This window comes from Rhodovarius sp. (genome assembly GCF_040399605.1).
Lineage (GTDB): Bacteria > Pseudomonadota > Alphaproteobacteria > Acetobacterales > Acetobacteraceae > Rhodovarius > Rhodovarius crocodyli_A.
In genome coordinates this window covers 5,932-32,258 of record NZ_JBBARU010000039.1, presented here as the reverse complement: position 1 = coordinate 32,258, position 26,327 = coordinate 5,932, and the positions used below count along the sequence as shown (strand labels likewise).

Here is a 26,327-nt window from a genome sequence, read left to right as displayed (position 1 = left end):
TGGAGGAAACTGAGTTTCCTCCTGGGGTGCTCGAGGGGCAAAGCCCCTCGATCTTACTTTCACTCCCTACTCGTTTTGAGCAGCCAGCTAAACGCCAAGCATTCCCCGCCCCGGCACTGCCGCCAGCAGGCTTTTGGTATAGGCATGTGCGGGATGCTCGAAGACCTGGCCGATTGGCCCCGCCTCCACCACCAACCCGTTCTGCATCACCGCCACCTCGTCACAGAGTTGCGCCGCCACCCGCAGATCATGGGTGATGAAGAGGATGGAGAGGCCGAGGCGGGCCTGCAATTCGCGCAGCAATGTCAGCACCTGCGCCTGCACGCTCACATCGAGGGCGGAGACCGGTTCATCGGCCACCAGCACCTCGGGCTTCATGGCCAGCGCCCGGGCGATGCCGATGCGCTGGCGCTGGCCGCCGGAGAATTCGTGCGGAAAGCGGGCCAGGGCCGAGGGTTCGAGGCCGACCAGGGCGAAGAGTTCGGCGGCCTCGGCGAGTGCTTTCGCCCGTGCGGTCCCGGCAGCGATGGGCCCTTGGGCCACTTGGTCGCCGACTTTGCGGCGGGGGTTGAGCGAGGCGTAGGGGTCCTGGAAGACCATTTGCACCAGATGGGCGGCGGCCTGGCGGGCGCGGGGCAGGGGGCGGCCGGCGATGCGGATCTCTCCGCCATCAAAGCCCAGCAGCCCCACGGCGCAGCGCGCCAGGGTGGATTTGCCTGAGCCGCTTTCGCCCACAATACCGAGGGTGGAGCCACGGTGCAGGGTGAGCGAGACGCCATCCAGCGCGCGGGCGGCGCGGCGGCGGCGGAAAATCCCGGCCGGGCGATAGGTTTTGCCGAGGTTGTGGATTTCCAACACCGCCTCGGGCGAGATTTCTCGCGCGGGAGGGGCGCGCAGGCCGGGCACGGCGGCGAGCAGGCGGCGGGTATAGTCATGGCTGGGGGCGGTCAGCACCTGCTTCACGCTGCCCTGTTCCACCACCACGCCCTGCTGCATCACGGCGACACGGTCAGCGATTTCGGCCACCACGCCGAAATCATGGGTGATGAAGAGCACGGCGGTGCCGCGGCGGCGCTGGAGTTCGCGGATCAGGGTGAGGATCTGCGCCTGGGTGGTGACGTCCAGCGCGGTGGTCGGTTCGTCGCAGATCAGCAATTCGGGTTCGAGGGCGAGCGCCATGGCGATCATCACCCGCTGGCGCTGGCCGCCGGACAGCTCATGTGGATAGGCGCGCAGCGCGCCCTCGGGGTCCGGCAGGGCCACCTCGCGCAATGCGGCCAGGCTGCGTTCGGCGATTTGCTCGGCCGGCAGGTCGGTATGGGTGCGCCACATTTCGGCGAGTTGGTCGCCCACTGCCATCAGCGGGTTCAGCGCCGTCATCGGTTCCTGGAAGACCATGGCAATGCGCCGGCCGCGCAGGCGGCGCAGCGCCTCATCGGGCAGGCTGGCAAGGTCCGTCTCACCCAGCATGACGCGGCCGGCTTCGACGCGCACGCCCGGCGCCATGAGGCGCATGATGGTGGTGGCGGTGACGGATTTGCCCGAGCCGCTCTCACCCACCACGCAGAGGATTTCGCCCGGCGCGATGCTGAGCGAGACGTCCCTCAGCGCATAGGGCCGGTCGGCGCCGCGCGGCAGGGCGACGGTGAGGTGTTCTATCGAGAGCGCGTTCATCGGCCGGTGATTCGCGGGTTCAGCGCGTCATTGAGCCCCTGGCCCACCAGCGAGACGCCGAGGATGGTCAGCAGGATAGCCACCCCCGGAATGGCCGAGACATACCATTCCACCCGCAGCACATTGCGGCCGAGGCCAATGAGGTTGCCCCAGGAGGGCACATTGGGGTCGGAGAGTTGCAGGAAGGCCAGCGCGCTCTCCAGCAAAATCGCCACCGCCATCACCACCGAGGCATAGACGATGACCGGCGGCAGGGCATTGGGCAGCACCTCGCGCAGCATGAGGTGCAGGTCGGACAGCCCCTGTACCCGCGCCGCCTGGACGAATTCGCGGGTGCGCAGCGTGAGGAATTCGGCCCGGGTGAGGCGGGCCACCGGCGGCCAGGAGACAAGGCCGATGGCGATGGTCACCGTCTCGATCTGCGAGCCGAAAACGGCCACCAGCACCAGCAGCAGCAGAAAATTCGGCAGGGTCTGAAAGGCCTCGGTGAGGCGCATCAGCACCGTATCCACGAAGCCGGAATAAAACCCGGCCAGGGCGCCGATGGAGATGCCGATGGCGGTGGCCACCAGGGTTGCGACAAAGCCGATCAGCAGCGAGACCCGCGCGCCATGAAAAAGCTGCGCCATGATGTCCCGTCCCGAAGGGTCGGTGCCGAGGGGGAAACGCGGATTGGCGCCGGGCCATTGCAGCGGCCGCCCGGCCAGGCCCAGCGGGTCATTGGGGAAAAGCAGCGGCGCGGCGAGCCCCATGGCCAGCACGGCCAGCACCAGCAAAGCCCCCAGCACGGCGGCGGGGTTGCGGATATAGGCCAGCAGCGCCCGCCTCATGCGCCAATCCTCGGGTCGAGCCGGGCATAGAGCATATCCACCAGAAAATTCACCGCGATGACCAGCAGGGCGGAGACGAAGACAATGCCCAGCAGCGTGTTGAGGTCCCGCTGCACCACGCTTTCATAGGCGAGGCGGCCGAGGCCAGGGAGGGAAAACACGCTCTCCACCACCACCGCCCCACCCAGCATGGTGCCCGCCTGCAACCCGATGAGGGTGACCATGGGCAGCAGCGCATTGCGCAGCACATGGCGGGTGATGAGGCGGGTCTCGCGCAGGCCCTTGGCGCGGGCGGTGCGGACGAAATCGAGGCTGAGCACCTCCAGCATCGAGGCACGCATGATGCGCAGATAAATGGCGAGGAAAATCAGCCCCAGGGTCAGCGTCGGCAGCACGAGGTGCCAGGCGATGTCCAGCACCCGCCGCGCCCCAGTATAGCCCATCGCCACATCGCCAAAGCCACCGGCCGGCAGCCATTGCAAATGTACCGAGAAGAGCACGATGGCCATCAGCCCGAACCAGAAGGAGGGGGTGGCATAGAAGATCAGCCCGAGGGTGGAGATCAGCGTATCCGGCCAGCGATTGACCCGCCTGGCCGCAATCACCCCCAGCGCCATGCCGGCGGCGAAGGCAAAGGAGAGCGAGGCGCCCATCAGCGAGAGCGTGGCCGGCAGGCGTTCGAGAATGACCGTCGCCACCGGCTTGCCGTAAATGGCGGAGAAGCCGAGATCGAGCCGCACCAGCCGCCAGAGATAGCGGGTGAGCTGCTCGGCCACCGAAAGATCGAGGCCGTAGAAGCGGCGCAGATCGGCGGCGATGGCAGCATCGCCACCGCCCATCTGCGCCAGCATGGCATCCACGGTGTCGCCCGGGGCGAATTGCAACAGGCAAAAAATGCCCACCAGGATCAGCAACAGCGTGGGCAGCGAGGCGGCGAGCCGCTTCGCCGCCAGGGAGACAATCCTCATGCCCGGCGCAGCCGCCCGTCAACCTGGCTCAATTGGCCAGCCAGGTGTCGTGCCAGGAGGAGGATGCCCAGCGCGGGTTATTGGCCACATTGCGCAGCCGCTTATTGAAGACGCTGACAAAAATCTGCTCGATGGGCATCCAGAGCGGCAATTCGGTTTGCGCCCGGCGGACGAAATCGGCGTAGAGCGCGCGGCGGCGCGGCACATCCAGCTCGGTCGCCGCATTGTCGATGATCTGGTCGATGGTGGGGTCGTTCCAGCCCCATTGATTGGTCCAGGGCGCACCCACCGGGCTGCCCGAGCGGTACCACACCGTGGTGCTGACCGCGGGGTCCGAGCGGTATTGGTGCCAGCCGGAGGCGAGGTCGAAATTGTGATCGTTGTAGATGGTGCGCAGCCAGCCCGCGGCATCAAGCCGGACGATTTCGATCCGCACACCGATCTGGGCAAAGCTCTGCTGCATGAAGGTGGCGAAGAGCGAGATATCCTCGCCCCAGGGGGCGGGGTGAAGGCGGAGCGAAAAGCGCACGCCGCCGGCGCCACGGCGATGGCCGGCCTCGTCGAGCAGGCGGTTGGCCGCCGCCACATCGAAGGGATATTGCGGCATTCCGGCCGGGTAATAATCGGTGGAGACCGAGGGGATCGGCCCCGTCCCAGGCTTGGCGAAACTGCCCAGAAAATTCTCGATGAAGAAGGGGATGTTCAGCGCATGGGCGAGCGCCTTGCGCACCCGGATATCGGCCAGGATGGGGTTGCGGAAGTTGAATTCCAGCGTGTTGGTGCGGGCATTGCCCTCATTGCCGCGGGTGGTGACCTCAAAGCGCGGGTCGCGGGCCAGGCGCTGGAAATCGGAAATCGCCAGGGCAGAATAGGGGCTGAACAGAATCTGCCCGGCCTCCATCTGCGCCGCCGCCGCCGCACGGTCGCCGACCACCCGCCAGACCACACGGTCGAGATAGGGCAGATTGGGGCGCCAGTAATTGGTGTTGCGGTCGGCGATGATGAATTGGCCGCGCTCATATTGGACGAATTTGAACGGGCCGGTGCCGATGGGCGCGGTATTGGCCGGGTTCTGCCGAATATCGCCGGTCTCATAGATGTGCTTGGGCGAGATATAGCCCAGATCGGGCAGCGCGCGCAGCAGCAGGCCCAGCGGCATCGGCCGCTCATAGCGGAAGATGGCGGTCAGCGGGTCGGGCGTATCCACCGCGGTGAGGAACAGCTGCAAGGCCGTGCCGTAGTTGAGAATCTTCTTCCACATTTCCATCGCGGTGAAGGCGACATCGGCGGAGGTGAAGGGCTTGCCGTCATGCCAAGTCACGCCCGCGCGCAGCTTGAAGGTGATGGATTTGCCATCCGCGCTGCTTTCCCAGGATTCGGCCAGCACGGGGGTGGGGTTGCCGGCCGCATCGAGATCGACCAGCGCCTCCTGGATCTTGCCGCCGACGATATAGACGCCGGTCGAGGCCTGGAGCGAAGGGTTGAGGATGCGCTGCTCGGTGGAGAAATGCACCGTCATCACGCCGCCACGGCGCGGCGTTTCCTGCGCGATGGCAGGCACGCTCACCAGGCTGCTGCCAACCAATAAAAAGGTCTCGCGACGGTTCATGGGGTGATCTCCTGGAAGATGAGGCCGCAACCATTGGCCATGGCGGGCGGGCGGGGGATGGTGGTGCCAAGAATGAGGGCGGCGCCGCCCTCCTCGGGCAGGGCTTCGGGGTCAAAACCGCCCAGCGCGGCGATGGTTTCGCGCGGGGCGAAGCCGATATCGGCCCGGCCGGGGCCGGTGGGGACGAGGCGAATGCCATCCTCCAGCCGCACCACGCTCTCGGTCAGCCGGGCCAGATGTTCCGCCGCCTTATTGGGGAAATTGCTGGCGACCAGCACACGGATGATGCGCGTGACGCCATTGGGCTGGGCCTGCAATTCCGGCACCCAGACGGTGTGCCGGGTGTGGTGCTGGCAGGCGAAGATGCGCAAACCCGCCGGCGCTTCCGTCACCGGCCAATGCATGACCGAGAAGCGGGCCTCGGCCATGCTGCCATCGGGCATGGGCACGGGGCGGCCGAAATGCACTGGGCCGGTGGCAGGGATGCCACGCGCCTGCAGGGCGGCGACGCCCGCACCGGCATCGGTGGTGGTGAAGGCGGTGCGCTCCAGCCCCTCGCGCTTGGCGAGGAAGCCACGCAGCGGCGCATTATGCGGCTTTTCGGCCAGAACGCCCAGGAGTTCGAGGTAATCCTCCCCGAACATCATGGTGTAATTGCCGCTGCCCATATGCTCGCTATGGGTGCCGCGCGGCGAGAGGTGGAAGCCAAGCGCGGCCCATTGTGCCGCTGCGGCATCCAGGTCGCGCACGGCGATGACAACGTGGTCGAGGCCAAGGATGGTGGGGATCATGCCCCCAATGGTGTCGCTTCTCCCGCCGCGATGCAACATGGCCCGGGGCTTGTGACCATCAGAGGCGGTTTCCCCAACCTCTATTCGGGGAACGGCCGGGCGATTGTCATGCCATGCTGAACAGGCTGCCCCAGCCGCGCACCTGCGCGGGGTCTGCCCCCGCTTTGCGCATGGCACCCCATAGCGCGGTGGCGATGGTGTCAAAGACCGGGATGCCGAGCCGTGCCTCGGCCCGCGCCGCAGGGCGGGGGCCGCGCAGATTGGTGGAGATCACCGCAATGGCGTCCAGGCCCGGGGTTCGGCCAACATCGAGGATGGCGGCCTCGATCTCGGCCTCGGTGAAGCGGGCGAAGGTGTAATTGCCGGGGTCGTTGAAATGATGCTCGGCCACGACCTCCAGCCCCTCCTCCGCCAGCACGCGGATGGTGGCCGCCTGCACATCATGCAGGAAGGGGGAGACCAGGCCGATGCGGCGCGCCCCCTTGATGCGCAGGGCCTCCAGCAGCGCCAGCATGGCCGTCTCCGCCGGTTGCGGCAGCAAGGGCAGCAATTCCCGGTCACCCGCCATGCCGGTGTAGCAGGAGGCGGTGGCGTTGAGGCAGATGGCATGCATATGCGCATCCGCCAGCATCGAGGCTGCCTCCAGCAGCGGTGCGGCCTGGAACTGCGCCAGCGCCTCATCGGAGGTGTCGAGCCGCGTCACCCGAAAGCGCGCGACATGCAGCGAGACGCGCGGCACATCGCGCAGCATTTCCATGGTCAGCGGCTCGGCCGCGGTGTTGCTGGAAGGCACCAGCATGCCAATGCGCGTGCTCATGCCCGGGCCCGCGCGATCAATTGGCGGGCGCGCTGCACCACCGGGATATCGATCATCTGCCCCTCGAAGGTCACCGCCCCCAGGCCCTGGGCCAGCGCCTCATCAAAGGCCGCGACCATGCGCTGCGCCCGCGCCACCGCCTCGGGCGAGACGCCATATTCCTCGTTGATGATCGGCACATGCATGGGGTGGATGCAGGTGGTGCAGTCAAAACCCAGGCGGCGGGAGCGGCGCAGATTGGCGCGATAGCCCTCCAGATCCGTCAGCCCTGCCACGGTGCCGATAAAGCCCATGGCCAGAATGCCGGCGGCCTTGGCCGAGAGCAGGCCCAGCCGCTTGGGGAATTCCAGCGCATCGGGCGAGGGCTCGATGCCCATATCGGTGGCCAGATCCTCAGCCCCCACGCCCATGCCGATGACGCGCGGATGGGCGGAGGCGATGTCCTTCGCCCGCAGCACGGCGGCGGCATCCTCGACCAGCAGGATCATGCCGGTGGAGCCAGGCTGCATGCCCTGCCGCGCCTCGGCGGCATCGATCAACTCGGCCAGCAGGCGGACATGTTCGGGGCCCATGATCTTGGTGCAGATCAGCGCCCGCACGCCGGGGCGGACGGCAGCCGCGATGTCCAGCACCGTCCATTCCAGCTCGCGATTGGTGCGCACCACCACATCGGCGCCGTTTTGCGACACGCGGGGGATGGCGCCTTCGAGGGCGGCGCGGGCGGCGGGTTTTTCCGGCGGCGAGATGCTGTCCTCAAGGTCGAGAATAATCGCATCGGCGCCGCGCTCATGCGCTTTGGCGATGAATTTTTCCCGTGCCGCAGGCACGAACATCAGGGAGCGCCAATTGGGCAGGGTCTGTTTCATGGTGCGTGGTGTTCCATCCAGTGGCGGGCGATATCGAGCCTTCGGCAGACCCAAACCTCGGGCATGGTCTTCACCGCATCGAGGATGCGCTTGAGGCCGATGGCGCGGGCGGGGTGGCCGATGATGCGGTTGTGCAGGCCCACGGTCAGCATGCGGCTGCCGGGCTCGCTCAGCGCCATCTCAATCGCGCCCATGATGTAGGTGTGAAAATCATCGCCGGTGGTGATGGCGGCGCGCTGAAAGCGCACATCATTATTCACCAGCGTATAGGGGATGACGAGATGCGGGCGGCCATGCTCGTGATTCCAATAGGGCAATTCGTCATCATAGGCGTCGCTGTCATAGCTGTAGCCCAGCTCCATCAGGATGCGCCGGGTGTTGAGGCTGGGGGCGTAGCGGCAATACCAGCCCTGGGGGCGGTGGCCGGTGGTCTCCTCGATGATGCGGGTGGCCTCGGTCAAAGCGTGGCGCTCGGTGGCCTCATCCATATCGGCGTGGCTCTCCCAACGCAGGCCATGGCCCACCACATCCCAGCCGGCCTCGCGGATGGCCGTCGCCGCCTGGGGGGTGCGCTGCAGGCATTGCGCCACGGCATAGATGGTGCAGGGCAGACCCGCGCGGGCAAAAAGCCCATGCAGCCGCCAGAAGCCGACGCGGCTGCCGTATTGGAACATGCTCTCGGCCGCCAGGTCGCGGCCTTTCGGCAGGCCGGTGGAGCCCTCGGTCAGGGCGTTCTCGCTCTGCGGGTCGCCATCGGGCACGGAGCGCTCGCCGCCCTCCTCGTGATTGATGACGAAATTGAGCGCGAGGCGCGCACCGCCCGGCCAGCGCGCATCGGGGGGATTGCGGCCATAGCCTTCGAAATCGCGGATCATGGAATAAGACCTTCGGGCAGGGAGGCGACATAGTCGAACATCTCACCCGGCCGGGTGATCCAGAGATTGTCGCGCTGGCCCAGAATATGGCGCAGCGCGCCGCGCAGCGGCCGCAGCCGGTGCGGCTGGCCCAGGATGAAAGGGTGCAGGATGATGGTCATCACCATCGGCCGTTCGGCGGATTGCTCGAGCATTTCGTCGAATTGGTCGGTGATCATATCGGCGAATTCGCGGCCGGTGTGGTGGCGCATCACCATGGCGGGGCTGTCATTCAGCTCCACGCTATAGGGCACGCTGAGCATGCGGCCGGCGCGGCTGCGCATCCAGAAGGGCTGGTCATCGGCCGGCCAGTCCAGGCAATAGGTGAAGCCGGCCTCGGCCAGCAGGTCGAGCGTCACAGCACTCTGGGCGATATAGGGGCCGAGCCAGCCGCGCGGCGCCACGCCGCCATTGTGGCGGGCAAGAACATCGCGGCTTTCAATGATGAGCGCGCGCTCCTCTGCCTCGCTCAGCACGTCCTGGCGTTCGGAATTGGTGCGGCCATGGCCGATCAGCTCATCGCCGCGCGCGAGCAAGGCGGGGGCGATTTCCGGGCAATGGTCGAGCACGGTGGAGTTGCAATTATGGCCCGCGGGCAGTTTCAGCTCATCGAGCAGGCCGAGCATGTTCCACAGCCCCACGCGGTTGCCATAATCGCGCCATGCATAGGGGCGCTGGTTCTGCACCCCGGCGGGGCCTGTGCTGTCGCTGCCCAACCCCTCACGGTAATGGAAATGCTCGATATTATTGACGAGCATAAGGGCCAGTTTCTTGCCGCCCGGCCAAGTATAGGTCGGGCGGTTGATGATGGCGGAATGGTCGTAGCGGTTGTGCGGCGTGAGCTTCATGAGTGCGATGCTGGCATGCCCAGGGCGATGCCAAAACCCTATTCGATGCGGATATTCGCGGCCCGCACCACCGGGCCCCAGCGGGTATATTCCTCGCGCACGAAGGCATCGGTGGCGGCGGGGTCCATGAACAGCGGCTCGCTGCCGATATCGCGCAGGCGGGTGCGGGCGAGCGGGGCCTCCAAGGCCTCCTTGAAGGCGGCGGAGAGGGTTTCGACGATGGCGCGCGGGGTGCCGCGCGGCAGGAAGGCGCCGGTCCAACTGCGCACGGCGTAATCGGCCACGCCCTGTTCCTGAATGGTCGGCAAATCCGGCTTCAGTGAGACGCGGGTGGCGGTGCCCACGCCGAGCAGCCGCACCCGCCCGGCCTCCGCCGGCGGAATGAGGGTGGGCAGGTTCATGACCGCCATGGGGATGGTGCCGCCGATCAGATCGGCCATGGCCGGCCCGCCGCCTCGATAGGGCACATGGGTGATGTCCAGCCCGGTGCGCATACGAAACAACTCACCCGCCAAATGGTTGGAGGAGCCCACGCCGGAGGAGCCATAGGCGACGCCGCCGCGCTGGGTGCGGATCCAGGCGACCAATTCCTGCACGTTGCGGGCGGGCACGGCGGGGTGCACCGCCAGCACATTGGGCAAATCGGCCAGCATGGCCACGCCCTGAAACGCCTCGCGCACGTCGTAGCTGGTTTCATTGGCGATGAGCGGGTGGAAGACATGGTTGGAGGCGGAGGAGATGAACACCGTCAGCCCATCCGGGCGGGCGCGCATGGCCAGCGCCATGCCCACGCTGCCCCCGCCACCGGGACGGTTCTCGACCACGAAGGGCTGCCGCAGCCGCGCCTCTAGCGCGGGCGCCAGCAGGCGCGCCACCACATCATTCGACCCACCGGGCGCCCAGGGCACGATCATGGTCACCGCCCGCTGCGGCCAGGCCTCCTGCGCAAGGACTGCCGGCGCCGCCAGGCTGGCAGCGGCAAGAATGGCGCGACGTGTGAGCATTTGGGCATTCCTTGTAAAACAAGCGCCCGTTCCCGCATTTTGCCCTGCGCGCCAAGCCCGGCTGTGCAGCACCGCGCCATGTTAACCGAATAGCGCTTGGCCAGATGCTCAGCCTGCGCCTCCCTTACCCCTTGAACAGGCCAAGCAATATCTGCGGCGATTGGTTGGCGATGCCCAGCGCCTGCGTGCCCAGTTGCTGGCGGATTTGCAGCGCCTGGAGCCGTGCGGATTCCTTGGCCAGATCAGCATCGACCAGCGCGCCCATACCGCTCTCCTGCGCGTCGATGATGGCCTTGTTATAGGTGATCTGACCATCAATATAATTTGCGTAACTGCCGAAATTATTCAACTGCATGAGTGTGTTATTGACCGCTAAATTGAGTTTTCCACCCGCAGTCATTGCCGATTGTGCGTCGGCTTTTGTATAGGCACCAGCTAGAGATATATTATTATATATATTAGTTATAGCTTTATAGGTATTAAAAGTATAAAAACCTCCTGAACCGTTACTAACAACATTCATTGTTAATGCAGTTGGATCTTTTAAAATATTGCTTCCATTATAACTGGCATCGTTAATAAAAGATTTTATATTGTTGGTGATTTCTTTTGCCTGAGCATGATATTGGTCCAGCTGGGTCTTGGAAATGGCGGCATCGGCCATCTTCAGCGTTAGTTCCCTGAGCTTGATCAATGAGGTCGAGACGTTCTGCAGCGCAGCGCTGGTCACCGCCAATAGGCCCTTCATCCCGCCCAGCTGCTGATTGGCCGAGGTGGTAGCCGCCATGTCGCCCCGAATACGCTCCGCCACCGCGAAGGCCGCGCCATCATCCCTCGCATCCGAAACGCGCAAGCCCGTGGAAACCCGCTTCTGCACGGCGGCGAGCTCGTCACTCGTGCGATTGAGCGACTGCAGCGCCACCATGGCGCTCATATTGGTATTGATGCTGTTCATCGACATGGGCTTTTCCCTTGGCTTTCGCCCCGGCCTATTGCCGGACAGCAACAGTCTTCACCGCCTTGGGTAAATTTCTCTTTAACGGCCGCGCCCAAATCCACCCGGCTGGACGGATCAGCCGCAAGTCGGCAGCCTCTGGGTTGGAAACGCCATCAATGAGGACAGCATGATCGACATCGAAACCCCCGCAGCGCTCGCCGAATGGGTGGGCCGCAAGCTTGGCACCAGCGGATGGATCACGGTCGACCAGAAAACCATCGACCTCTTTGCCGAAGCCACGGGTGACCATCAATGGATCCATATCGATGTCGAGCGCGCGGCGCGGGAAATGCCGGGCGGCAAGACCATCGCGCATGGCTTTCTCACCCTGTCGCTGCTGCCCAGGCTCTCGCCCATGATTTATCGCGTGGTCAAACGCAGCCGTTCCATCAACTATGGCAGCAACAAGGTTCGCTTCACCGCACCCGTGCCCGCGGGTAGCCGGGTGCGCTTGCATCTCACGGTCAAGGCTGTGGATTCCATCACCGGCGGCGTGCGGGTGACGATGGAGAATGAGATGGAGGTTGAGGGCAATACCCGCCCCTGCCTGGTGGCCGAGACCATGGCCCAGGTCTACGACTAAAGGCTAGCGCGTGCGCGCCGGGCTGGAGGTTCCACTGCCACTGCCCGGCAGCGTGGCGGCCAGGGCGGCGGCGGCGGCCAGCGGCAAAATGGCCAGCATGGGCACCGCCAGCCCGCTGCCCCCACGCAGGCGGGTGCCACCGCCCAACCGCCCCCCATCAGGTCGCCCCGCATCAGGACGGCCCGCATCAGGACGGCCAGTGGGGCGCGGCACCGCCGGCATACGGCGCGTCACCCCAGCACCCCGGGCCTGCACAACCACATCCTGGCCAGCCGGCACCACCACCACGCGCATTTGCGCCTGAGTCGGACTCAAGCACAACCCAAGCGCGATCAAAGTGGATAAAATACAGCGCATGGGCGATTTGAAACGCAAATCACCGCATGCATGCAAGCAAAAACTTGCTCAGGCCTTTAATAATCCCCGTGCGATGATCACCCGCATGATCTCATTGGTGCCCTCCAGAATGCGATGCACCCGCAGGTCACGGACAATTTTCTCCACGCCGTAATCAGCCAGATAGCCATAGCCGCCCAGCAATTGCAGCGCCTCATCGGCCACCCGGCTGCCGGTATCGGTGACGAAGCGCTTGGCCATGGCGCAATATTGCGTGGCATCGGGGGCGCGGGCATCGAGCTTGGCGCAGGCGCGCCAGAGGAAGCTGCGCGCCACTTCCAGCTCCGTCGCCATATCCGCCAGGCGGAATTGGGTGGCCTGGAAATCCGCCACCGCACGGCCAAAGGCGCGGCGCTGCTTCACGTAATCCAACGCTATATCCAACGCCCGCTGCGCGCCGCCCAGCGAACAGGCGGCGATATTCAGCCGCCCGCCATCAAGCCCGGCCATGGCGAATTTGAACCCCTGCCCCTCCTCGCCCAGCAGGGCCTCGGCCGGCACCCGGGCATCGGCAAATATCACCTGCCGGGTGGGCTGGGCGTTCCAGCCCATTTTCTTCTCATTGACGCCAAAGCTGAGCCCCGGCGTCTCCTTGGGAATCAGCAGGGCGGAGACACCACCCGGCCCATCGCCGCCGCTGCGCACCATGGTCAGATAGAGGTCCGACACGCCGGCGCCGGAAATGAACTGCTTGCTGCCATTGAGCACATAGCCGGCATTGTCGCGCGCGGCGCGGGTGGCCAGGGCGGCGGCGTCGGAACCGCTGCCAGGCTCGGTCAGGCAATAGCTGGCAATGCGCTGCATGGTGAGCAGTGAGGGCAGATGTTCCGCGCGCTGGGCATCATTGCCGAAGCGGTCGATCATCCAGGCCACCATATTATGGATGGAGAGGAAGGCGCTGATGGTCGGGCAGCCATAGGCCAGCGCCTCAAACACCGTGGCGGCATCCAGCCGGGTAAGGCCGGTACCACCGGATTCCTCGCGGACATAAAGCCCCGCCATGCCGAGTGCGGCGGCCTCACGCAGCACATCCACGGGCAAATGCCGCTCCTCATCCCAGCGCTGGGCGTGGGGCGCGATCTTGTCGGCGGCGAAATCGCGCGCCATGTCGCGCAGCGCGATGGTCTCTTCAGGCAGCTCGAACATGGGGCTCCTCGGGCGGCTTCATCACCGCATTGCGCAGCGCCGCCATCGCGGCGCGGGCTGCCGCCAGGTTGCGCGCCTTGATCGGGCCATAGCCCTTGATACCGGCAGCCGCCTCCGCCCATTGGCAGATCATCTCCGCATGGCTAGCGAGGTGGGGCAGCATCGCTTCCAGCCCGGCGATGTATTCGCCGGGCAGCGCCGCTTCCTCGCGGCGTTCGGCGGTGTATCCAAACGGGTCGAGCACGCTCGCGCGCAAGAACCGGCCATGCCGGAGCAAGCCCATGGCCTTGAGCATCCAGGGGCCAAAGGCGCGCTTCTTGTCGCCCATGAAGGGCGGCGCCAGATGCATCTCGATGCGCGTGGTGCCGGTGAAGCGCTCCCGCAGCTGGGCCTGCCATTCCGGCAGGCTATGCAGCCGCGCCACCTCATACTCATCCTTATAGGCCATCAGGCGGTAAAGCTGCGTCGCCACCGCCCGGGTCAGGCGGTTTTCGCCCGGATGCGCGGCTTTTTCCGCCGCCGCCACCCGCGCCACGAAGTCCTGGTAACGCGCGGCATAGCGCCGGCTTTGATAGGCCGTGAGGTCCGCCACCCGGCGGGCGATCATCGCCTCCAGCGTTTCGCGCGCAAGCGGGGTTTCGCGGGTGAGGGCCGCGTGCCGGCCGGCGGTGAAGGCGGCCTGGTTGCGCGCCACCTCGGCGCCGTTCAGTTCCAGCGCGCGCATGATGGCTGCGCTGCCAATCGGCACCAGCCCGCGCTGATAGGCCACGCCCAGCAGGTAGACATTCAGATAGATCAGATCGCCAAACGCATTCTCCACCGCGCGGGCGGCGGGCAGCGCCACCACCGCCTGGCAGGCGGCGTCCAGGCTGGCGCGCATCGCCGCCGCATCCATCTGGGTTTCCGGGTTGAGCACGAATTCCGCGGTCGGCGCCACGCCATCGCTCAGCACCGCCACGCTGCGATGGGGCGAGAGCAGCGGCCGGGCGAAGCGGCCATGCGCCACCACCATATCGGCGGCGATCATCACATCCACCTGGCCCTGGCCGATGCGCGGGCTGAGCAGCGCCTCACCCTTGGGCAGCCCCACGCGCAACTGGGCAAAGACCCCGCCGCCCTTTTGCGCCAAGCCCAGCGCATCCACGCCGCGCACCGGCCGCTCCTCAAGATGCGCCGCCATGGCGAGGATGGCGGAGAGCGCCGTCACCCCCTGGCCGCCCACGCCGGCGATGACGAGGGTCCAGGCCTCGGTCTGCGCCAGCCGCGCGGGTTCCGCCGGCGGCGTGATGGTTTTTGGCGCGGGGGGGCGCAACGGCTCGGCACCCACCAGGGTCACGAAGCTGGGGCAAAACCCCTCCAGGCAGGAAAAATCCTGGTTGCAATTGGACTGGTCAATCCGCCGCTTACGGCCGAAGGGCGTCTCGATGGGTTCCACCGCGATGCAGTTGGATTTCACCGAGCAATCGCCGCAATCCTCGCAGACGCGCGGGTTGATCATGACGCGCTTGGTGGCCTTTTCCGCCAGGCCGCGCTTGCGCTTGCGGCGGCGCTCGGTGGCGCATTCCTGGTCGTAGATCAGCACCGTGGTGCCATCCACCTCGCGCAGCCGGCGCTGCACCGCGTCCAGCTCGGCGCGCGGGTAGAAGCGCACTGTGGCGGGGATCAGCGGGTCGCCGCGATGCCGCTCCGGGTCATCGCCCACCACCACCACCTCGGTCGCGCCCTCGGCCACCATTTGGGCGGCGATGCGCGGCACCGTCACCTCGCCCTCGGGGTGCTGGCCGCCGGTCATCGCCACGGCGGAATTGACCAGTATTTTGTAGGTGATGCGCGTCTTGGTCGCGATCGCGGCACGAATCGCCAGCACGCCCGAATGGGCGTAGGTGCCATCGCCCATATTGGTGAAGACGTGCCGGGTTTCGGAAAAATGCTTCTGGCCGATCCAGGGCGCGCCCTCGCCACCCATATGGGTGAAGAGGTCGCTCTCGCGGTTCATGTCCTTGGCCAGGTAATGGCAGCCAATGCCGGCCAGGCCATGGCTGCCCTCGGGCACCCGGGTCGAGGTATTGTGCGGGCAGCCCGGGCAGAAATGCGGCGGGCGCAAATGCACCGGCGGCTGGGCGGATTGCGCCAGCGCGTCCAACTCGGCGATGCGCGCCAACATGCGCGCGGTGCGCAGCGCTTCGGGCAGGCGGGCATGCAGGGCGCGCAGGATTTGCCCGGCATCCAGCTCGGTCAATTCGCTGAGCAGGGCGGCGCCATCCGGGTCGCGCTTGCCGGAGACATGCGGCCGGTCGGGCAGTTCATACAGCGCGTCGCGCAGCAGCGGCTCGACATGGGCGCGGCGGTCCTCAATGACCAGCACCTCGGCCAGCCCCTGGGCAAAATCGCGGGCGGCGGCGATATCGAAAGGCCAGGGCATGCCCAGCTTCCAGATTCGCACCCCCTGCTCGCGCAGCATGTCATCGGAAATGCCGGCATCGGCCAAAGCCTGCCGCATGGTGTTATAGGCCTTGCCGCGCACGGCGATCCCAAACCGCGCGCGCGGCGCATCGGCCACAATCCGGTTGATGCCATTGGCCCGGGCAAAGGCCAAGGCGGCGGGAAGTTTGCTCCCCCGCAGCCGCGCCTCGATGGCCAGGGGAAAATCCTTCAGCCGGATATGCAGCCCATCAGGGGCGATGATGGGTGGATCAACCGTGGCATAGCGGGCAGGGTCCACCACCAGCGACATGGTGGCATCCATCGTCTCGGCCACGCATTTCATCGCCACCCAAAGGCCGGAATAGCGGGATAGCGCGATGCCCTTCAGGCCGTATTCCAGCACCTCGGCCACATCGGCGGGGTCGAGCATGGGCATTTCCAGGTCGAGAAACGCATGCTCGGTGGTGTTGGTGACGGTGGAGGATTTGGCCGAAGGATCATCACCCGCCAGCGCCAGCACACCGCCGCGCGGCGCGGTACCGGAACCATTGGCGTGGCGCAGCACATCGCCCGAGCGATCCACCCCCGGCCCCTTGCCATACCAGATGGCAAAGACCCCCTCCTTCTTCGCGCCGTCATAGAGCCCCAGTTGCTGCGTGCCCCAGCAGGCGGTGGCGGCGAGATCCTCATTCAGCCCGGGCTCGAAGACGATGCCGCCCTCGGCCAGGCGCTTGCGGTGATGGCCGAGTTCCCGGTCATACCCGCCCAGCGGCGAACCACGATAGCCGGTGATATACCCCGCCGTGTTCCAACCCAGCGCGTCATCCATCTGCCGGCGCAGGAAGGGCAGCCGCACCAGCGCCTGGGTGCCGGTGAGCAAGGTCTCCTCGCCCGTCGAGGTCCAGCGATCCTCCAGCGTCACGCGCTCGATGCGGCTCATGGGCTATCCTCGCTTTCCAGCAGCATGTTTCGCACCCTACACAGCCTCAGGCCGCGCGGCCATCAGCCCTTCCGCCGCCGCCCGCAACGCCGCGGGCATTGGCACCGGCCGCCCGCTCGCGCGGTTGACCGTCACATGGGTGAAATGCCCCTGCGCCGCAGCCTCATCCGCCGCGCCGAACACTGCAAGCTCATAACGGATGGAACTCGTGCCCAGCCGCGCCACCCGCATGCCCACGCTCACCGGCTCGGGAAAGGCCAGGGGACGAAAATACCGGCAGCCAGTCTCGGCCACAAAGCACACCACCTCGCCCTCCGTGATGTGCAGGAAACCCCGCTCCACCAGCCAGCGCGTCACCGCCGTGTCAAAAAACGCGTAATACTGCACGTTGTTGATATGGCCGAAGGCGTCATTATCCGCCCAGCGTGTGGTGATGGGGCTGTGATGGGGGAATTCATCCCGCCGGGCCGGGGGGGCGCGTTCATTCATGGCGTGTCTCCGGGGCATAGTCTGCCCAAGATCAGCGCGCTGCACATCCCCGGCCTTGTTCCGCAGAGCTGCTCGACAGCATGAACGCACCGTAAGAAAATGCCGCGTTGACGGCCCCGAGGGCTAAGGCCAGTTTCCGACGCATTGACAGGGGTTTCGCACATGCAGGGTCAGGACGGACGGATTATCGGGCTGATCGGCACCGGTCACTTCCTCAGCCATTTCTACATGCTGTGCCTGGCGCCGCTGTTCATCACCTGGCGGGCGGAATTTGATGTCTCCTACGCCATGCTCGGCCTGTCGCTGGCGCTGATGTCGGGCACCACGGCGGCGTTGCAGACGCCGGTGGGCTTCTGGGTCGATAAATATGGCGCGCGCGGTTTTCTCGTCGGCGGCACGCTGCTGATGGCGCTCTCGGTTTCGGCGATGAGCTTTGCCACTGAATACTGGATGATCCTGGCGCTGGCGGTTTGCTCGGGCATTGGCAATAGCGTCATCCACCCGGCCGATTACGCCATCCTGGCCGGCTCCATCCGCAAGGAGTTTTTGGGCCGCGCCTTCGCGCTGCACAGCTTCACCGGCAATCTGGGTTTTGCTGCTGCGCCGCCGATCATCGCCTTGCTGATGCCGATCATGGGCTGGCGGGGCGTGCTGCTGCTGGTGGGGCTTTTGGGCATTCCTGTGGTGCTGGGCATTTTGTGGCAGAGCAGCGTGCTGCGCGACCAGGCCAAGCCACCGAAGGACACCAAGCGCATGGGCGGGCGTGAATTGCTGCTGAACAAGCCCATCCTGCTGTTCTTTGGCTTCTTCATGCTCAGCGCCATGGCGGGTTCGGGCATCCAGTCCTTTGTCATCACCGTGCTGGGCCAGCTTTGGGGCACGCCGGTGGCGCTCGCCTCCACCGTGCTCACCGGCTATATGGTGGGGGCCACCTCGGGCATTCTGGTGGGCGGCTGGATTGCCGATAAATCCAAGCGCAACCTGTTCAACATGGTCGCTGTGCTGACGCTGTGTTCGATGACCTCCATCCTGGTGCTGGGGCTACTGCCCCTGCCGCCCCTGCTGCTGCCGGTGGTGGGGTTGCTGGCGGGGCTGACCATGGGCACCAGCCGCACCCCGCGCGACGTGATGCTCAAGGATGCCTGCCCGCCGGGTGAAATCGGCAAGGTGTTTGGCTTTGTCAGCGCCTCCCTGCCTTTGGGTTCTGCGATCACGCCGGTGCCGATGGGGCTGCTGATCGATTTCGGCCTGCCCTGGCTGGTGCTGCCGGTGGTGGCCGGACTGCTCGGCCTCTCCCTGCTTTGCGCCGGTGGCGCGAGGGAGAGTGCGGCTCAGGCGCGCTCCCGCCCCGTCGCCGCCGAATAGCGCGGATGACCGCAAGACGCCTGCGCCGCTGGCTTGGCCTGGTGCTGGGTGCCTGGTTTGTGGCGCTGGGGCTGTGGCGGCGGCCGGCGGCGCCGGCATGATCCCGCTTGAGCCCATCCTGCCGGTCATTGATGTGGTGGGGATGGTGGCCTTTGCCGTCTCGGGCGCTTTGGCGGCAGCGCGCAAGCGGATGGATATTGTGGGGATGATCATGCTCGCCGCCGTCACCGGCCTGGGCGGCGGCACGCTGCGCGATGTGCTGCTGGGCAGGCTGCCGCTGTTCTGGCTGCGTGCGCCGGAGCTTTTGGCCATCACCAGCATCGTCGCCGTCCTTGTCTTTTTCGGTGCCCCGCGCTTTGCGATGAAGACCCGCCTGCTGCTCTGGGCCGATGCGCTGGGCATGGCGCTCTACGCCGTGCTGGGGGCCGAGATCGCCCTGCTGGCCGGCGCCGATGCCTGGGCGGCGTGCCTGATGGGCGTGGTCACCGCCACCTTCGGCGGCATCGCCCGCGATGTGATCTGCAATGAAGTGCCGCTGATCCTGCATCGCGAGATTTATGCCCTGGCCGCGCTGGCCGGGGCGGGGCTGTTCATCCTGCTACGGCTGCATGGGGTGTGGCGCGAGCCGGCCTTTCTCTCCGGCATGGCGCTGGCCTTCGCCATCCGCGCCCTGGCGATTCAGCGCGGCTGGTCACTTCCGGCCTATCGCGGCCGGGATTGACCGGCTATCCTATTCCACAAAATTGGGAGGATGGGGCATGCAACGTCGTGCGCTGATGGCTGGTCTTTTGGCTTCGCCTGCTTTGGCCCAAGGGGGATGGCAGCCCGACCGGCCGATCCGCATCATCGTCCCCTTCCCGGCGGGCGGTGCCACCGATGTCTGGGCCCGGCTCTGTGCCGAGAGCATGAGCGAGATGCTGCGGGTGCCGGTGCTCGTCGAAAACCGCTCGGGTGCGGCGGGCATGATCGGCGCCGATGCGGTGGCGAAGAGCGCGCCCGATGGCCATACGCTGCTCTTCACCATCACGCCCTTGGTGCAATCGCCCATCGTGCTCGGCCAGGCGCCTTATGATGCGGTGAGGGATTTCTCCCCCATCGGCCAGATGGGCACCACCACCTTGGTCTTCATGTGCCGCGCCGCACTCCCGCCGCGCAACCTTGCCGAGTTCATCACCTATGCCCGCGCGCAGGCGGCGGCGCGGCGGAGCCTCAATCTGGGCTCCTGGGCGGCGGGGTCATCGGCGCATGTCTTCGCACTCGCCATGAACAACCGGCTGAATATGGGCATGACCCATGTGGCCTATCGCGGTGAGGCGCCGATGGTCACCGCCTATCTCTCCAATGAGGTGGATTGCGGCATCAACAGCCTGACGAGCACCCGCGAACATGTGGTGAGCGGCAAGCTGCGGCCGCTGGCGGCGCTGGGCGATGCGCGGGCCGGCGGCATGCCGGATGTGCCCACCTTCTATGAACAGGGCGTGGATGTGGGGCGCGGCTGGTCGGGTTTCATCGGCCTGCTGGGGCCGGCGCGCATGCCCCCCACGGTGCATGCCCGCCTCGCCGGGGTGTTTCGCGACACGATGCATCGCGAGGCGCTGCGCGCGCGGCTGGTGGCGATGGACACCGAGCCGGTCTGGCTCGGGCCGGAGGATTTCGCCGCCACCATCATCCGGGTGCGGGACCTCTGGACCGAATTGACCCGGGGGATGGATTTGCAGCTGGGCTGAGCGCGGCTGGTCGAGCCCCGGGCCGTCACCATCCACGACGTCACCCAGGCCGATGCCGCCATCGCCAGCTATGCCGGGCCCGATGACCGCGCGCGGCTGGCCGACCGCCCCGCCGAACGCGCCAAATAAATCGTCGCTGCCAGCATCAACCCCACGCCAATCGGCAGCCCCCAATTGGGCCATTCGGCGAAGATCAGGAAGCCCAACATCGCCCCGGCCGGAATCTGGATATACTCCATCGGCGAGAGCAGCCCCGCCTCGGCCCGCCGCGCCGCATTGGCGGCCAGCCAATCGCCCATCAGCGCCAGGCCGCTGCCCAGCAGCAGCATCGCCAGCGCCCACCAGGAGGGCGTGACCCAGACCAAGGCGCAAACCGGCCCCCAGACCAGCAGCGACGCCACCGCATACCAGCCAATGACCCGCATGGGCGGCTCGGTGGTGGAGAGCAGCTTGATGGTGATGAAGACAGTGGCGCCCCCCACCCCGGCCAGCAGCGCCGCCGGCATGCCCCAGCTCCATTCACCGCTGGGTTGGGCGATGATCACCACGCCGCAAAACCCCACCAGCGCTGCCAGCACCCTATCGCGCCGCACCCGCTCACTGAGGAACAAAGCGGCCAGCGGAATGGCCCAAAGCGGGCGCGACTGCGCGATGGAAACGGCATCCGCCAGCGGCAGCAGCAGCAGCGCATACATCCAGCTCTGAAATGTCACCAACCCCGCGGCGCAGCGCGCCACCATCACCCATGGCCGCCGCGTCACCATGCCCGCCACGCCCTGGCGCAGCAGCCACGGCGCCATCAGCGCCAGGGTGAAAACACTGCGCGCGAAGGGCACGAAGGCAATCGGCAGCCCCTCCTCCATCGCCAGACGGAAGCAGACCCCCATGCCGGAAAAACAGAGCGAGGCACCGACCATCATGGCCATGCCGAGGAGGCGAGGGGACATGCCACGAAGTATGCCCCAGAAAACGGCGCACCGCCCCCCCCCTTGCTGCCCCCCCCCTTGCTGCCCCCCTTGTGGCTAACGCACCGCCCGCGCCGCAAAGGCAATCTGAAACGCCACCTGGGTGAAATCGGTCAGCATCTGAAGGTAGCGTGGGTCCAGCCGGGGCAGGGCGATCAGCTCATCGCCGGGCCGGGGCGTCTGGCTCAGGTCCAGCACCAACTCGCCCGAGGCGCGGCGGATCATCATGGTGCTCGACGAGCCGCGCGGGCCATAGCCGCCGGCCTGGCGCACATAATCCGCCACCGTCAGATTGGCCTGCCAGAGAATGGCCCGGGGCGCATTCACCTCACCGCTCACCAGCACGGTCTGGCTGCGTTCGGGAATGACGATCACATCGCCATCCTCCAGCCGCACCGGCGCGCATTGGCCATTCTGGTCCATCACCACCACCAGCCCATCGGGCCGGGTGCGCCGCCCGCGGGCGATGAATTGGCTCACCAACTGCGCCTCATTGGTGCGGATGAGCGACACACCCGTGGTCTGGCTGGTGGCAAGAAAAAGCTGCCGCTCCAGCCTGTCCAGCGCCTCTTCCATGGTGCGGCCCTGCTGCGCCGCCACCCTTGGCCGCAGCAAAAACACCCCTTGGGTATTGGCCAGCAGCGGATCAACCGCGATGTAATTCAATAGGTTGCAAAGCTGGGTGTCCCTATCCGCCACCAGCACCGAGGGCCCGATCCGGCTGCCTTCAACATTGACGCGAATGGTGCGCGATGGGCTATCGGTGATGAAGCTGACCGTATCCTGATCGGTCATCGAGGCGCTTTGCAATTCGCTGAGCGTGACATAGCGGCTGAAGGGCCGGCCATCGCGGCTGCCCTGGATGATGGCATTGGTGGCCGAGGGCAGTGGCCGGGCGAGTTCGATCAACTCCCGCCCACTCATCGCCCGGCCCGGCACCTCGAACAGATAATTATTCCGCACCGCGCCATCGGCACCCACCACGGCATGCTGGCGGCCCACCACCAGCGTATCGCCCTCCTGCAGGCGCAGCGCCGGCAATTGGCCATGGAGGAGGAAGCGGTAAAGATCGAGGTTGGCCACAACCCCGCCGCCGCGCCGCAGCTGAATGTCGCGATACGAGCCGCGCGCCGTATCCACCCCGCCGGCGCGAACCAGGAAATCGATCACGCTATCGGCCGCGCTGCCGCCAAAGCGCCCCGGCATGCGCACAAACCCCGTGACAAAAACCCCGATGCGCTGGGTGGAAAGCAGCACGGCATAGACCTGCACCTGCTGGGTATAAATCCGCCGCACCTCAGCCTCGACCACGCGCTGCAAATCCCCCGCCCGTGTGCCAGCCACCCGCACCGGGCCGATTTGCGGCAGGAAGAGCATGCCCGCGCTATCCACCTGGCCCAACGCCTCAGCCTCGATCGCGCCCCAGACCCGCACCGAGACCCGATCACCAGGATTGATGATGTAATTCGGGTTCGGCGCATCCGACACCGCCGCCGCCTCCCGGGTAAAAAGGCTGGCGCCAAACACCGCAGTGGCCACGCCGGCCGGCCGGTTCGCGTCCCCCAGCGGGGTGACGGCGATGGCACCGGCCTCGGCCTCCGTCGCATCGCCCATGCGTGAGGTGGCGCGCGCACCACCCGCCGCACGGTTCACGCTGCTGCCCCCAGCGCCCCCGGCCATGCCACCCGGCTGGTTCAACTGGTTGAGCAGAAGATTCTGCGAGGGCGCATTTTGCTCCAATCCGGTGGGTGCCACCGCCAGGAAACCGCCCAGCGCCAACACCACCATCGCCTTAAGCCGCATGCTCTTTCACCCCCGCCACGATCAGCCACACCAGCCCATATACCACAGAAAGACCAATAAAAACATATAATGCCGATGTGAAGCGTTTTGGATAGCGATAACGCTCCGCCAAATTCGGCTCGACCACGCGTTGCAGAAAAAGCTGCTGGCGCTGCGCGTCGCTCATCGCGCGCTCCAGATTGGCGGTGGCCGCCGTCAATTGCCGGCCGCCGAATTCCGCCTCCAGCCGCAACCGCTCATAAGCGGCCACCTGCTCGGTAAAACCCTCACCACCCAGGGTGGAGGTCCGCCGCCTTTCCTCTGCCACCTGCGTCTGCAAGGCGTTTATGCGGTTCTGCAGGCTTTGCACCTGCGGGCTATTGGGCCGGGCAAAGCCCTGCAGGGCCTGCAATTCGCCCCGCGCGGTGGCCAATTGCCCCTCCAGCCGGCCAATCGTCTCCACCGCAATGCCCGCCAGCCGACTGGGGTCCAACTGGCGCTCACGCTCGCGGAACTCGGAGATCGCCTGGGTTGCGCTGGCAACCCGCAATTCGGCCCGCGCCAATTCGCGCCGGGCATTCTCCACCGTATCGGCCACGATGCGCTGGTTCAGCCGGTTCACCAGCGCCTCGCCCTGGGCCAGCAGCGCGCGGTTCATCGCCAGGCTGTCCTGCGGGCGGAAGCTGCGCACCGCCAGGGTGGTGATGCCGCTCGCGCTATCGACATAGGCGCTGACCATGCTGCGATAGTAATCCACCAGCCGCTCGATCTGCGGCTCAGGGTACCATAGCCGGGCCCAGAGATCGGCCTCCGGCCGGCGGAAGATCGCCACCAGATCCATCTCCTGGCGCAGCGCCACCACCGCATCATGGCTCAGCAGATATTCCTTCATCGCCACTGCATCATCGGAAGCGGCGCGAAACCCCGCACCATTGAGCGCCTCGCCCAGCAGCGAGGCCGAGGCCTGGGCTCGCCCACGCACCAGATAGCGGCTTTCCGACACATATTGCGGTGCGGCGACGGCAAAGAAATAAATCGCCGCCAGCAGCGTTGGCACCAGCACCGACCAGAGATAGGGCCGGCGGCCAAAAAATCCCCGCAGCCGCAGCCCTAGCCCCGGTGGCGCCTCACCCGTGCTAAAGCCATATAACCCCAAATCCTTCGGCGGTAGCCCCATACCGCCCGGCGGCGACAGCGCCCCATGACGGGCCCCACCCAGCGGCACCGGTATCTGCCGGTCAGAGGGCTTCGTAGGTGGCGAGAGCCTGGTCCATATCTTCATGGAAGGTCAGTGTTCCCTGGTTCAGAATGGCGGCGGTGGTGCAAAAACTGCGCAGGATGCCCGGCTGATGCGACACCAGCAGCAGCGTGCTGCGCCGGCGCCTTTCCTCGAGTGCGATGCGGCAGCGCTCGGTGAAGCGGGCATCGCCCACCGCGATCACCTCATCCACCAGATAACAGTCGAAATCGATCGCCATGCTCAGGCCAAAGGCCAGGCGCGAGCTCATCCCCGCCGAATAGGTCTTCACCGGCATGCGGTAATACTCGCCCAGCTCGGCGAATTCCTCGACGAAGCTCTCCACCCAGCCGGTGGGCTTGCCATAGATCCGGGCGATGAAGCGCGCATTATCCGCCCCCGTGATCGAGCCATGCACCGCCCCGCCAAAGCCCAGCGGCCAGGAGACGCTCATGGCGCGAATCACCTGCCCGCTGCTCGGCGCTTCGATGCCGGCGAGAATGCGGATAAGGGTGGATTTCCCCGCGCCATTGCGGCCCAGAATCCCCACCGCATCACCCTTCCAGAAGGTGGCGTTCACGTCGCGCAGCACCGCGCGCTCGCTGCCATGCGCTTCGTAGAATTTCCAAAGATTGCGCAGCTCCAGCATGGGTGCCCCTCACCACATCGCGGTCATTGCAGCGCGATATGCCGCCGCGCGGCGCGCATCGCGATCAACCCCATGACATTGGCGATGGCGACGCTGGCCAGCACATAGCCCAGCGAATAATGGTGCTGCACCGCGACGCCGAATTGCCCCTCGCGGATGATCTCGAACATATGGATGGTGGGGTTGAGCAGCGCGAGCTCCTGCACCGCAGGGGGGAACCACCACACCGCGATGAAGGCCCCGGTCAGCGGAATCATCAGATAGGTGAGCGGGTGGACCACCCGCTCCACCGCCTCCGCCCCCCAGGCCGTCGCCGCCGCGATCAGCAGCGAGACACCATGGCAGAAGAGCGCGATCAGCATCACGCCAATGGCCATCCATACCGGGTCATCGGGCCATTCCCCGGTCACCACCCCATTGCCCGCCAGCATGATGATGAGCGCGAAAAGCACCGCTCCGGCATCCAGCAGGTTGCGGGCCATCAGCACGTCAATAAAACTCACCTGCCGGTGATAGAAGAGCGGTGCATTGGCCTGCAACGCCCCCGCCGCCCGGTTGAGGATTGAACGAAACAGGTAATAAGGCGTATAGCCCACAATATAAAACGCCAGCGGATCAACCCCGCCCGGCATGCCATGGCCGGAGATATTGTGCAGCCCGGCAATGCAAAACGCCAGAATCATCGGCTCGATGAACAGCCAGACATAGCCAAGATTGTGCCGGCCAAAGCGGGTATGCAGTTCACGCAGCATGATCGCGCCGATCACCGTGGATTGCAGCCGCAGCGCCGCGATGAAGCGGCTGAGCGGGCCAGCCAGGCCCAAGGGGGGCAGGGCGCCTCGCCCATATCCATCCATCGCTCAGCGCCGCCCCGAACCGCGCAGCAGCGGTTGGGCCAATTCCGGGCCACAGGCCAATTGCGCCCGCTCCTGCCCAAGGCTGCCCAGCATCACCTCCCGGCATTCCAGCCCCGAGGCGGCGTGATAGGCCCGCAGCACCCGCGCCGGCTCGGCCACGCCATTGATCTCCACGCTGCCCTCATGGCCTGGCGGATGGGCCATGGCGAAGGCCGCCAGTGGGTCCATCGGCAGGCGCGGCGGCTGGCTGCCGGCCGGCGGCGGCACCTGCGGCGCCGATAGCCCGCTCAACAACTCACCCATCCCCCCCGGGCCAGCCCCCGGGCCAGCCCCCGGGCCAGCCCCCGGGCCAGCCCCCGGGCCAGCCCCCGGGCCAGCACAGCCGCCCAGCAGGAGCACCGCCGGCAGCACCACCCTCGGCCGCGCCGCCGCTACCCACAAGGCTGCCG

At 66.3% G+C, this 26,327-nt stretch carries 25 protein-coding genes; 4 read left to right on the top strand and 21 right to left on the bottom strand.

What is annotated here, in order from left to right:
* Positions 1–87: 87 nt before the first annotated feature.
* The 11 genes from ABWP84_RS11285 to ABWP84_RS11235 form a co-directional block, all read right to left on the bottom strand.
* Positions 88–1,674, bottom strand: coding sequence for an ABC transporter ATP-binding protein (locus tag ABWP84_RS11285; protein ID WP_353212129.1), 1,587 nt, complete (start codon positions 1,672–1,674; stop codon positions 88–90).
* Positions 1,671–2,504 (bottom strand): ABC transporter permease, encoded by an 834-nt coding sequence (locus tag ABWP84_RS11280; protein WP_353212128.1) that lies wholly within the window; start codon positions 2,502–2,504, stop codon positions 1,671–1,673. Before ABWP84_RS11280 ends, ABWP84_RS11285 begins: the two co-directional genes overlap by 4 nt.
* Positions 2,501–3,472, bottom strand: a complete 972-nt coding sequence (locus ABWP84_RS11275) for an ABC transporter permease (RefSeq protein ID WP_353212127.1) — start codon at positions 3,470–3,472, stop codon at positions 2,501–2,503. Before ABWP84_RS11275 ends, ABWP84_RS11280 begins: the two co-directional genes overlap by 4 nt.
* Positions 3,473–3,500: 28 nt before the next feature.
* On the bottom strand, positions 3,501–5,081 hold the full coding sequence (locus tag ABWP84_RS11270; protein ID WP_353212126.1) for an ABC transporter substrate-binding protein: 1,581 nt from the start codon (positions 5,079–5,081) through the stop codon (positions 3,501–3,503).
* Positions 5,078–5,872, bottom strand: coding sequence for a VOC family protein (locus ABWP84_RS11265; RefSeq protein WP_353212125.1), 795 nt, complete (start codon positions 5,870–5,872; stop codon positions 5,078–5,080). The genes ABWP84_RS11270 and ABWP84_RS11265 overlap by 4 nt, the downstream gene beginning before the upstream one ends.
* A gap of 106 nt (positions 5,873–5,978) precedes the next feature.
* Positions 5,979–6,689 (bottom strand): Asp/Glu/hydantoin racemase, encoded by a 711-nt coding sequence (locus ABWP84_RS11260; protein ID WP_353212124.1) that lies wholly within the window; start codon positions 6,687–6,689, stop codon positions 5,979–5,981.
* Entirely contained in the window at positions 6,686–7,555 is an 870-nt protein-coding gene (locus tag ABWP84_RS11255; protein WP_353212123.1) for a CoA ester lyase, read from the bottom strand. Before ABWP84_RS11255 ends, ABWP84_RS11260 begins: the two co-directional genes overlap by 4 nt.
* The gene (locus ABWP84_RS11250; protein WP_353212122.1) at positions 7,552–8,430 is read right to left on the bottom strand and encodes a polysaccharide deacetylase family protein; all 879 of its coding nucleotides are present in this window, start codon (positions 8,428–8,430) and stop codon (positions 7,552–7,554) included. Before ABWP84_RS11250 ends, ABWP84_RS11255 begins: the two co-directional genes overlap by 4 nt.
* The gene (locus ABWP84_RS11245; protein ID WP_353212121.1) at positions 8,427–9,317 is read right to left on the bottom strand and encodes a polysaccharide deacetylase family protein; all 891 of its coding nucleotides are present in this window, start codon (positions 9,315–9,317) and stop codon (positions 8,427–8,429) included. Before ABWP84_RS11245 ends, ABWP84_RS11250 begins: the two co-directional genes overlap by 4 nt.
* Positions 9,318–9,355: 38 nt before the next feature.
* Positions 9,356–10,321: a tripartite tricarboxylate transporter substrate binding protein gene (locus tag ABWP84_RS11240; protein ID WP_353212120.1), complete on the bottom strand. Its 966-nt coding sequence runs from the start codon at positions 10,319–10,321 to the stop codon at positions 9,356–9,358.
* A 124-nt stretch (positions 10,322–10,445) separates the two neighbouring features.
* On the bottom strand, positions 10,446–11,282 hold the full coding sequence (locus ABWP84_RS11235; protein ID WP_353212119.1) for a flagellin: 837 nt from the start codon (positions 11,280–11,282) through the stop codon (positions 10,446–10,448).
* A 163-nt stretch (positions 11,283–11,445) separates the two neighbouring features.
* Between ABWP84_RS11235 and ABWP84_RS11230 the strand changes: the two genes are divergently transcribed.
* Positions 11,446–11,901: a MaoC family dehydratase gene (locus tag ABWP84_RS11230; RefSeq protein ID WP_353212118.1), complete on the top strand. Its 456-nt coding sequence runs from the start codon at positions 11,446–11,448 to the stop codon at positions 11,899–11,901.
* 3 nt (positions 11,902–11,904) lie between these two features.
* Here ABWP84_RS11230 and ABWP84_RS11225 read toward each other — a convergent pair whose 3' ends face one another.
* The 4 genes from ABWP84_RS11225 to ABWP84_RS11210 form a co-directional block, all read right to left on the bottom strand.
* Positions 11,905–12,216, bottom strand: a complete 312-nt coding sequence (locus ABWP84_RS11225) for a hypothetical protein (RefSeq protein ID WP_353212117.1) — start codon at positions 12,214–12,216, stop codon at positions 11,905–11,907.
* 90 nt (positions 12,217–12,306) lie between these two features.
* A complete protein-coding gene (locus ABWP84_RS11220) occupies positions 12,307–13,443 on the bottom strand; it encodes an acyl-CoA dehydrogenase family protein (protein ID WP_353212116.1) in 1,137 nt (378 codons plus the stop codon).
* Positions 13,427–16,807 (bottom strand): indolepyruvate ferredoxin oxidoreductase family protein, encoded by a 3,381-nt coding sequence (locus tag ABWP84_RS11215; RefSeq protein WP_353212115.1) that lies wholly within the window; start codon positions 16,805–16,807, stop codon positions 13,427–13,429. Before ABWP84_RS11215 ends, ABWP84_RS11220 begins: the two co-directional genes overlap by 17 nt.
* A 36-nt stretch (positions 16,808–16,843) precedes the next feature.
* Entirely contained in the window at positions 16,844–17,296 is a 453-nt protein-coding gene (locus ABWP84_RS11210; protein WP_353212114.1) for a thioesterase family protein, read from the bottom strand.
* Between the two features lie 162 nt (positions 17,297–17,458).
* Here ABWP84_RS11210 and ABWP84_RS11205 point away from each other — a divergent pair, with 162 nt between their 5' ends.
* The 3 genes from ABWP84_RS11205 (at position 17,459) to ABWP84_RS11195 (ending at position 20,388) form a co-directional block, all read left to right on the top strand.
* Positions 17,459–18,661 carry an MFS transporter gene (locus ABWP84_RS11205; protein ID WP_353212113.1) on the top strand — a complete coding sequence of 401 codons (1,203 nt, stop codon included), beginning with the start codon at positions 17,459–17,461 and terminating at the stop codon, positions 18,659–18,661.
* A gap of 97 nt (positions 18,662–18,758) precedes the next feature.
* Positions 18,759–19,382: a trimeric intracellular cation channel family protein gene (locus tag ABWP84_RS11200; protein WP_353212112.1), complete on the top strand. Its 624-nt coding sequence runs from the start codon at positions 18,759–18,761 to the stop codon at positions 19,380–19,382.
* A 37-nt stretch (positions 19,383–19,419) separates the two neighbouring features.
* Complete coding sequence (locus tag ABWP84_RS11195; RefSeq protein ID WP_353212111.1) at positions 19,420–20,388, top strand: tripartite tricarboxylate transporter substrate binding protein; 969 nt, start codon at positions 19,420–19,422, stop codon at positions 20,386–20,388.
* 68 nt (positions 20,389–20,456) lie between these two features.
* Here the strand turns inward: ABWP84_RS11195 and ABWP84_RS11190 are convergent, their stop codons facing one another.
* From ABWP84_RS11190 to ABWP84_RS11165, 6 genes are all read right to left on the bottom strand, one after another.
* Entirely contained in the window at positions 20,457–21,335 is an 879-nt protein-coding gene (locus ABWP84_RS11190) for a DMT family transporter (RefSeq protein WP_353212110.1), read from the bottom strand.
* A 75-nt stretch (positions 21,336–21,410) separates the two neighbouring features.
* Positions 21,411–23,156 (bottom strand): polysaccharide biosynthesis/export family protein, encoded by a 1,746-nt coding sequence (locus ABWP84_RS11185; RefSeq protein WP_353212109.1) that lies wholly within the window; start codon positions 23,154–23,156, stop codon positions 21,411–21,413.
* Entirely contained in the window at positions 23,146–24,417 is a 1,272-nt protein-coding gene (locus ABWP84_RS11180) for a capsule biosynthesis protein (RefSeq protein WP_353212108.1), read from the bottom strand. The genes ABWP84_RS11185 and ABWP84_RS11180 overlap by 11 nt, the downstream gene beginning before the upstream one ends.
* Positions 24,374–25,021, bottom strand: coding sequence for an ABC transporter ATP-binding protein (locus ABWP84_RS11175; RefSeq protein WP_353212107.1), 648 nt, complete (start codon positions 25,019–25,021; stop codon positions 24,374–24,376). Before ABWP84_RS11175 ends, ABWP84_RS11180 begins: the two co-directional genes overlap by 44 nt.
* A 23-nt stretch (positions 25,022–25,044) precedes the next feature.
* Positions 25,045–25,845: an ABC transporter permease gene (locus ABWP84_RS11170; protein WP_353212106.1), complete on the bottom strand. Its 801-nt coding sequence runs from the start codon at positions 25,843–25,845 to the stop codon at positions 25,045–25,047.
* Between the two features lie 36 nt (positions 25,846–25,881).
* On the bottom strand, positions 25,882–26,327 hold a 446-nt coding region (locus tag ABWP84_RS11165), incomplete at its 5' end, for a hypothetical protein (RefSeq protein ID WP_353212105.1).

What these genes read in the sequence shown, in the direction of transcription:
- ABWP84_RS11250 (WP_353212122.1), bottom strand. Translation starts at nt 8,430, where the DNA reads ATGATCCGCGATTTCGAAGGCTATGGCCGCAATCCCCCCGATGCGCGC.
- ABWP84_RS11215 (WP_353212115.1), bottom strand. Translation starts at nt 16,807, where the DNA reads ATGAGCCGCATCGAGCGCGTGACGCTGGAGGATCGCTGGACCTCGACG.
- ABWP84_RS11185 (WP_353212109.1), bottom strand. Translation starts at nt 23,156, where the DNA reads ATGCGGCTTAAGGCGATGGTGGTGTTGGCGCTGGGCGGTTTCCTGGCG.
- ABWP84_RS11220 (WP_353212116.1), bottom strand. Translation starts at nt 13,443, where the DNA reads ATGTTCGAGCTGCCTGAAGAGACCATCGCGCTGCGCGACATGGCGCGC.
- ABWP84_RS11205 (WP_353212113.1), top strand. Translation starts at nt 17,459, where the DNA reads ATGCAGGGTCAGGACGGACGGATTATCGGGCTGATCGGCACCGGTCAC.
- ABWP84_RS11270 (WP_353212126.1), bottom strand. Translation starts at nt 5,081, where the DNA reads ATGAACCGTCGCGAGACCTTTTTATTGGTTGGCAGCAGCCTGGTGAGC.
- ABWP84_RS11195 (WP_353212111.1), top strand. Translation starts at nt 19,420, where the DNA reads ATGCAACGTCGTGCGCTGATGGCTGGTCTTTTGGCTTCGCCTGCTTTG.
- ABWP84_RS11210 (WP_353212114.1), bottom strand. Translation starts at nt 17,296, where the DNA reads ATGAATGAACGCGCCCCCCCGGCCCGGCGGGATGAATTCCCCCATCAC.
- ABWP84_RS11180 (WP_353212108.1), bottom strand. Translation starts at nt 24,417, where the DNA reads ATGAAGATATGGACCAGGCTCTCGCCACCTACGAAGCCCTCTGACCGG.
- ABWP84_RS11245 (WP_353212121.1), bottom strand. Translation starts at nt 9,317, where the DNA reads ATGAAGCTCACGCCGCACAACCGCTACGACCATTCCGCCATCATCAAC.
- ABWP84_RS11255 (WP_353212123.1), bottom strand. Translation starts at nt 7,555, where the DNA reads ATGAAACAGACCCTGCCCAATTGGCGCTCCCTGATGTTCGTGCCTGCG.
- ABWP84_RS11265 (WP_353212125.1), bottom strand. Translation starts at nt 5,872, where the DNA reads ATGATCCCCACCATCCTTGGCCTCGACCACGTTGTCATCGCCGTGCGC.
- ABWP84_RS11175 (WP_353212107.1), bottom strand. Translation starts at nt 25,021, where the DNA reads ATGCTGGAGCTGCGCAATCTTTGGAAATTCTACGAAGCGCATGGCAGC.
- ABWP84_RS11240 (WP_353212120.1), bottom strand. Translation starts at nt 10,321, where the DNA reads ATGCTCACACGTCGCGCCATTCTTGCCGCTGCCAGCCTGGCGGCGCCG.
- ABWP84_RS11235 (WP_353212119.1), bottom strand. Translation starts at nt 11,282, where the DNA reads ATGTCGATGAACAGCATCAATACCAATATGAGCGCCATGGTGGCGCTG.
- ABWP84_RS11280 (WP_353212128.1), bottom strand. Translation starts at nt 2,504, where the DNA reads ATGAGGCGGGCGCTGCTGGCCTATATCCGCAACCCCGCCGCCGTGCTG.
- ABWP84_RS11190 (WP_353212110.1), bottom strand. Translation starts at nt 21,335, where the DNA reads ATGTCCCCTCGCCTCCTCGGCATGGCCATGATGGTCGGTGCCTCGCTC.
- ABWP84_RS11260 (WP_353212124.1), bottom strand. Translation starts at nt 6,689, where the DNA reads ATGAGCACGCGCATTGGCATGCTGGTGCCTTCCAGCAACACCGCGGCC.
- ABWP84_RS11285 (WP_353212129.1), bottom strand. Translation starts at nt 1,674, where the DNA reads ATGAACGCGCTCTCGATAGAACACCTCACCGTCGCCCTGCCGCGCGGC.
- ABWP84_RS11275 (WP_353212127.1), bottom strand. Translation starts at nt 3,472, where the DNA reads ATGAGGATTGTCTCCCTGGCGGCGAAGCGGCTCGCCGCCTCGCTGCCC.
- ABWP84_RS11230 (WP_353212118.1), top strand. Translation starts at nt 11,446, where the DNA reads ATGATCGACATCGAAACCCCCGCAGCGCTCGCCGAATGGGTGGGCCGC.
- ABWP84_RS11200 (WP_353212112.1), top strand. Translation starts at nt 18,759, where the DNA reads ATGATCCCGCTTGAGCCCATCCTGCCGGTCATTGATGTGGTGGGGATG.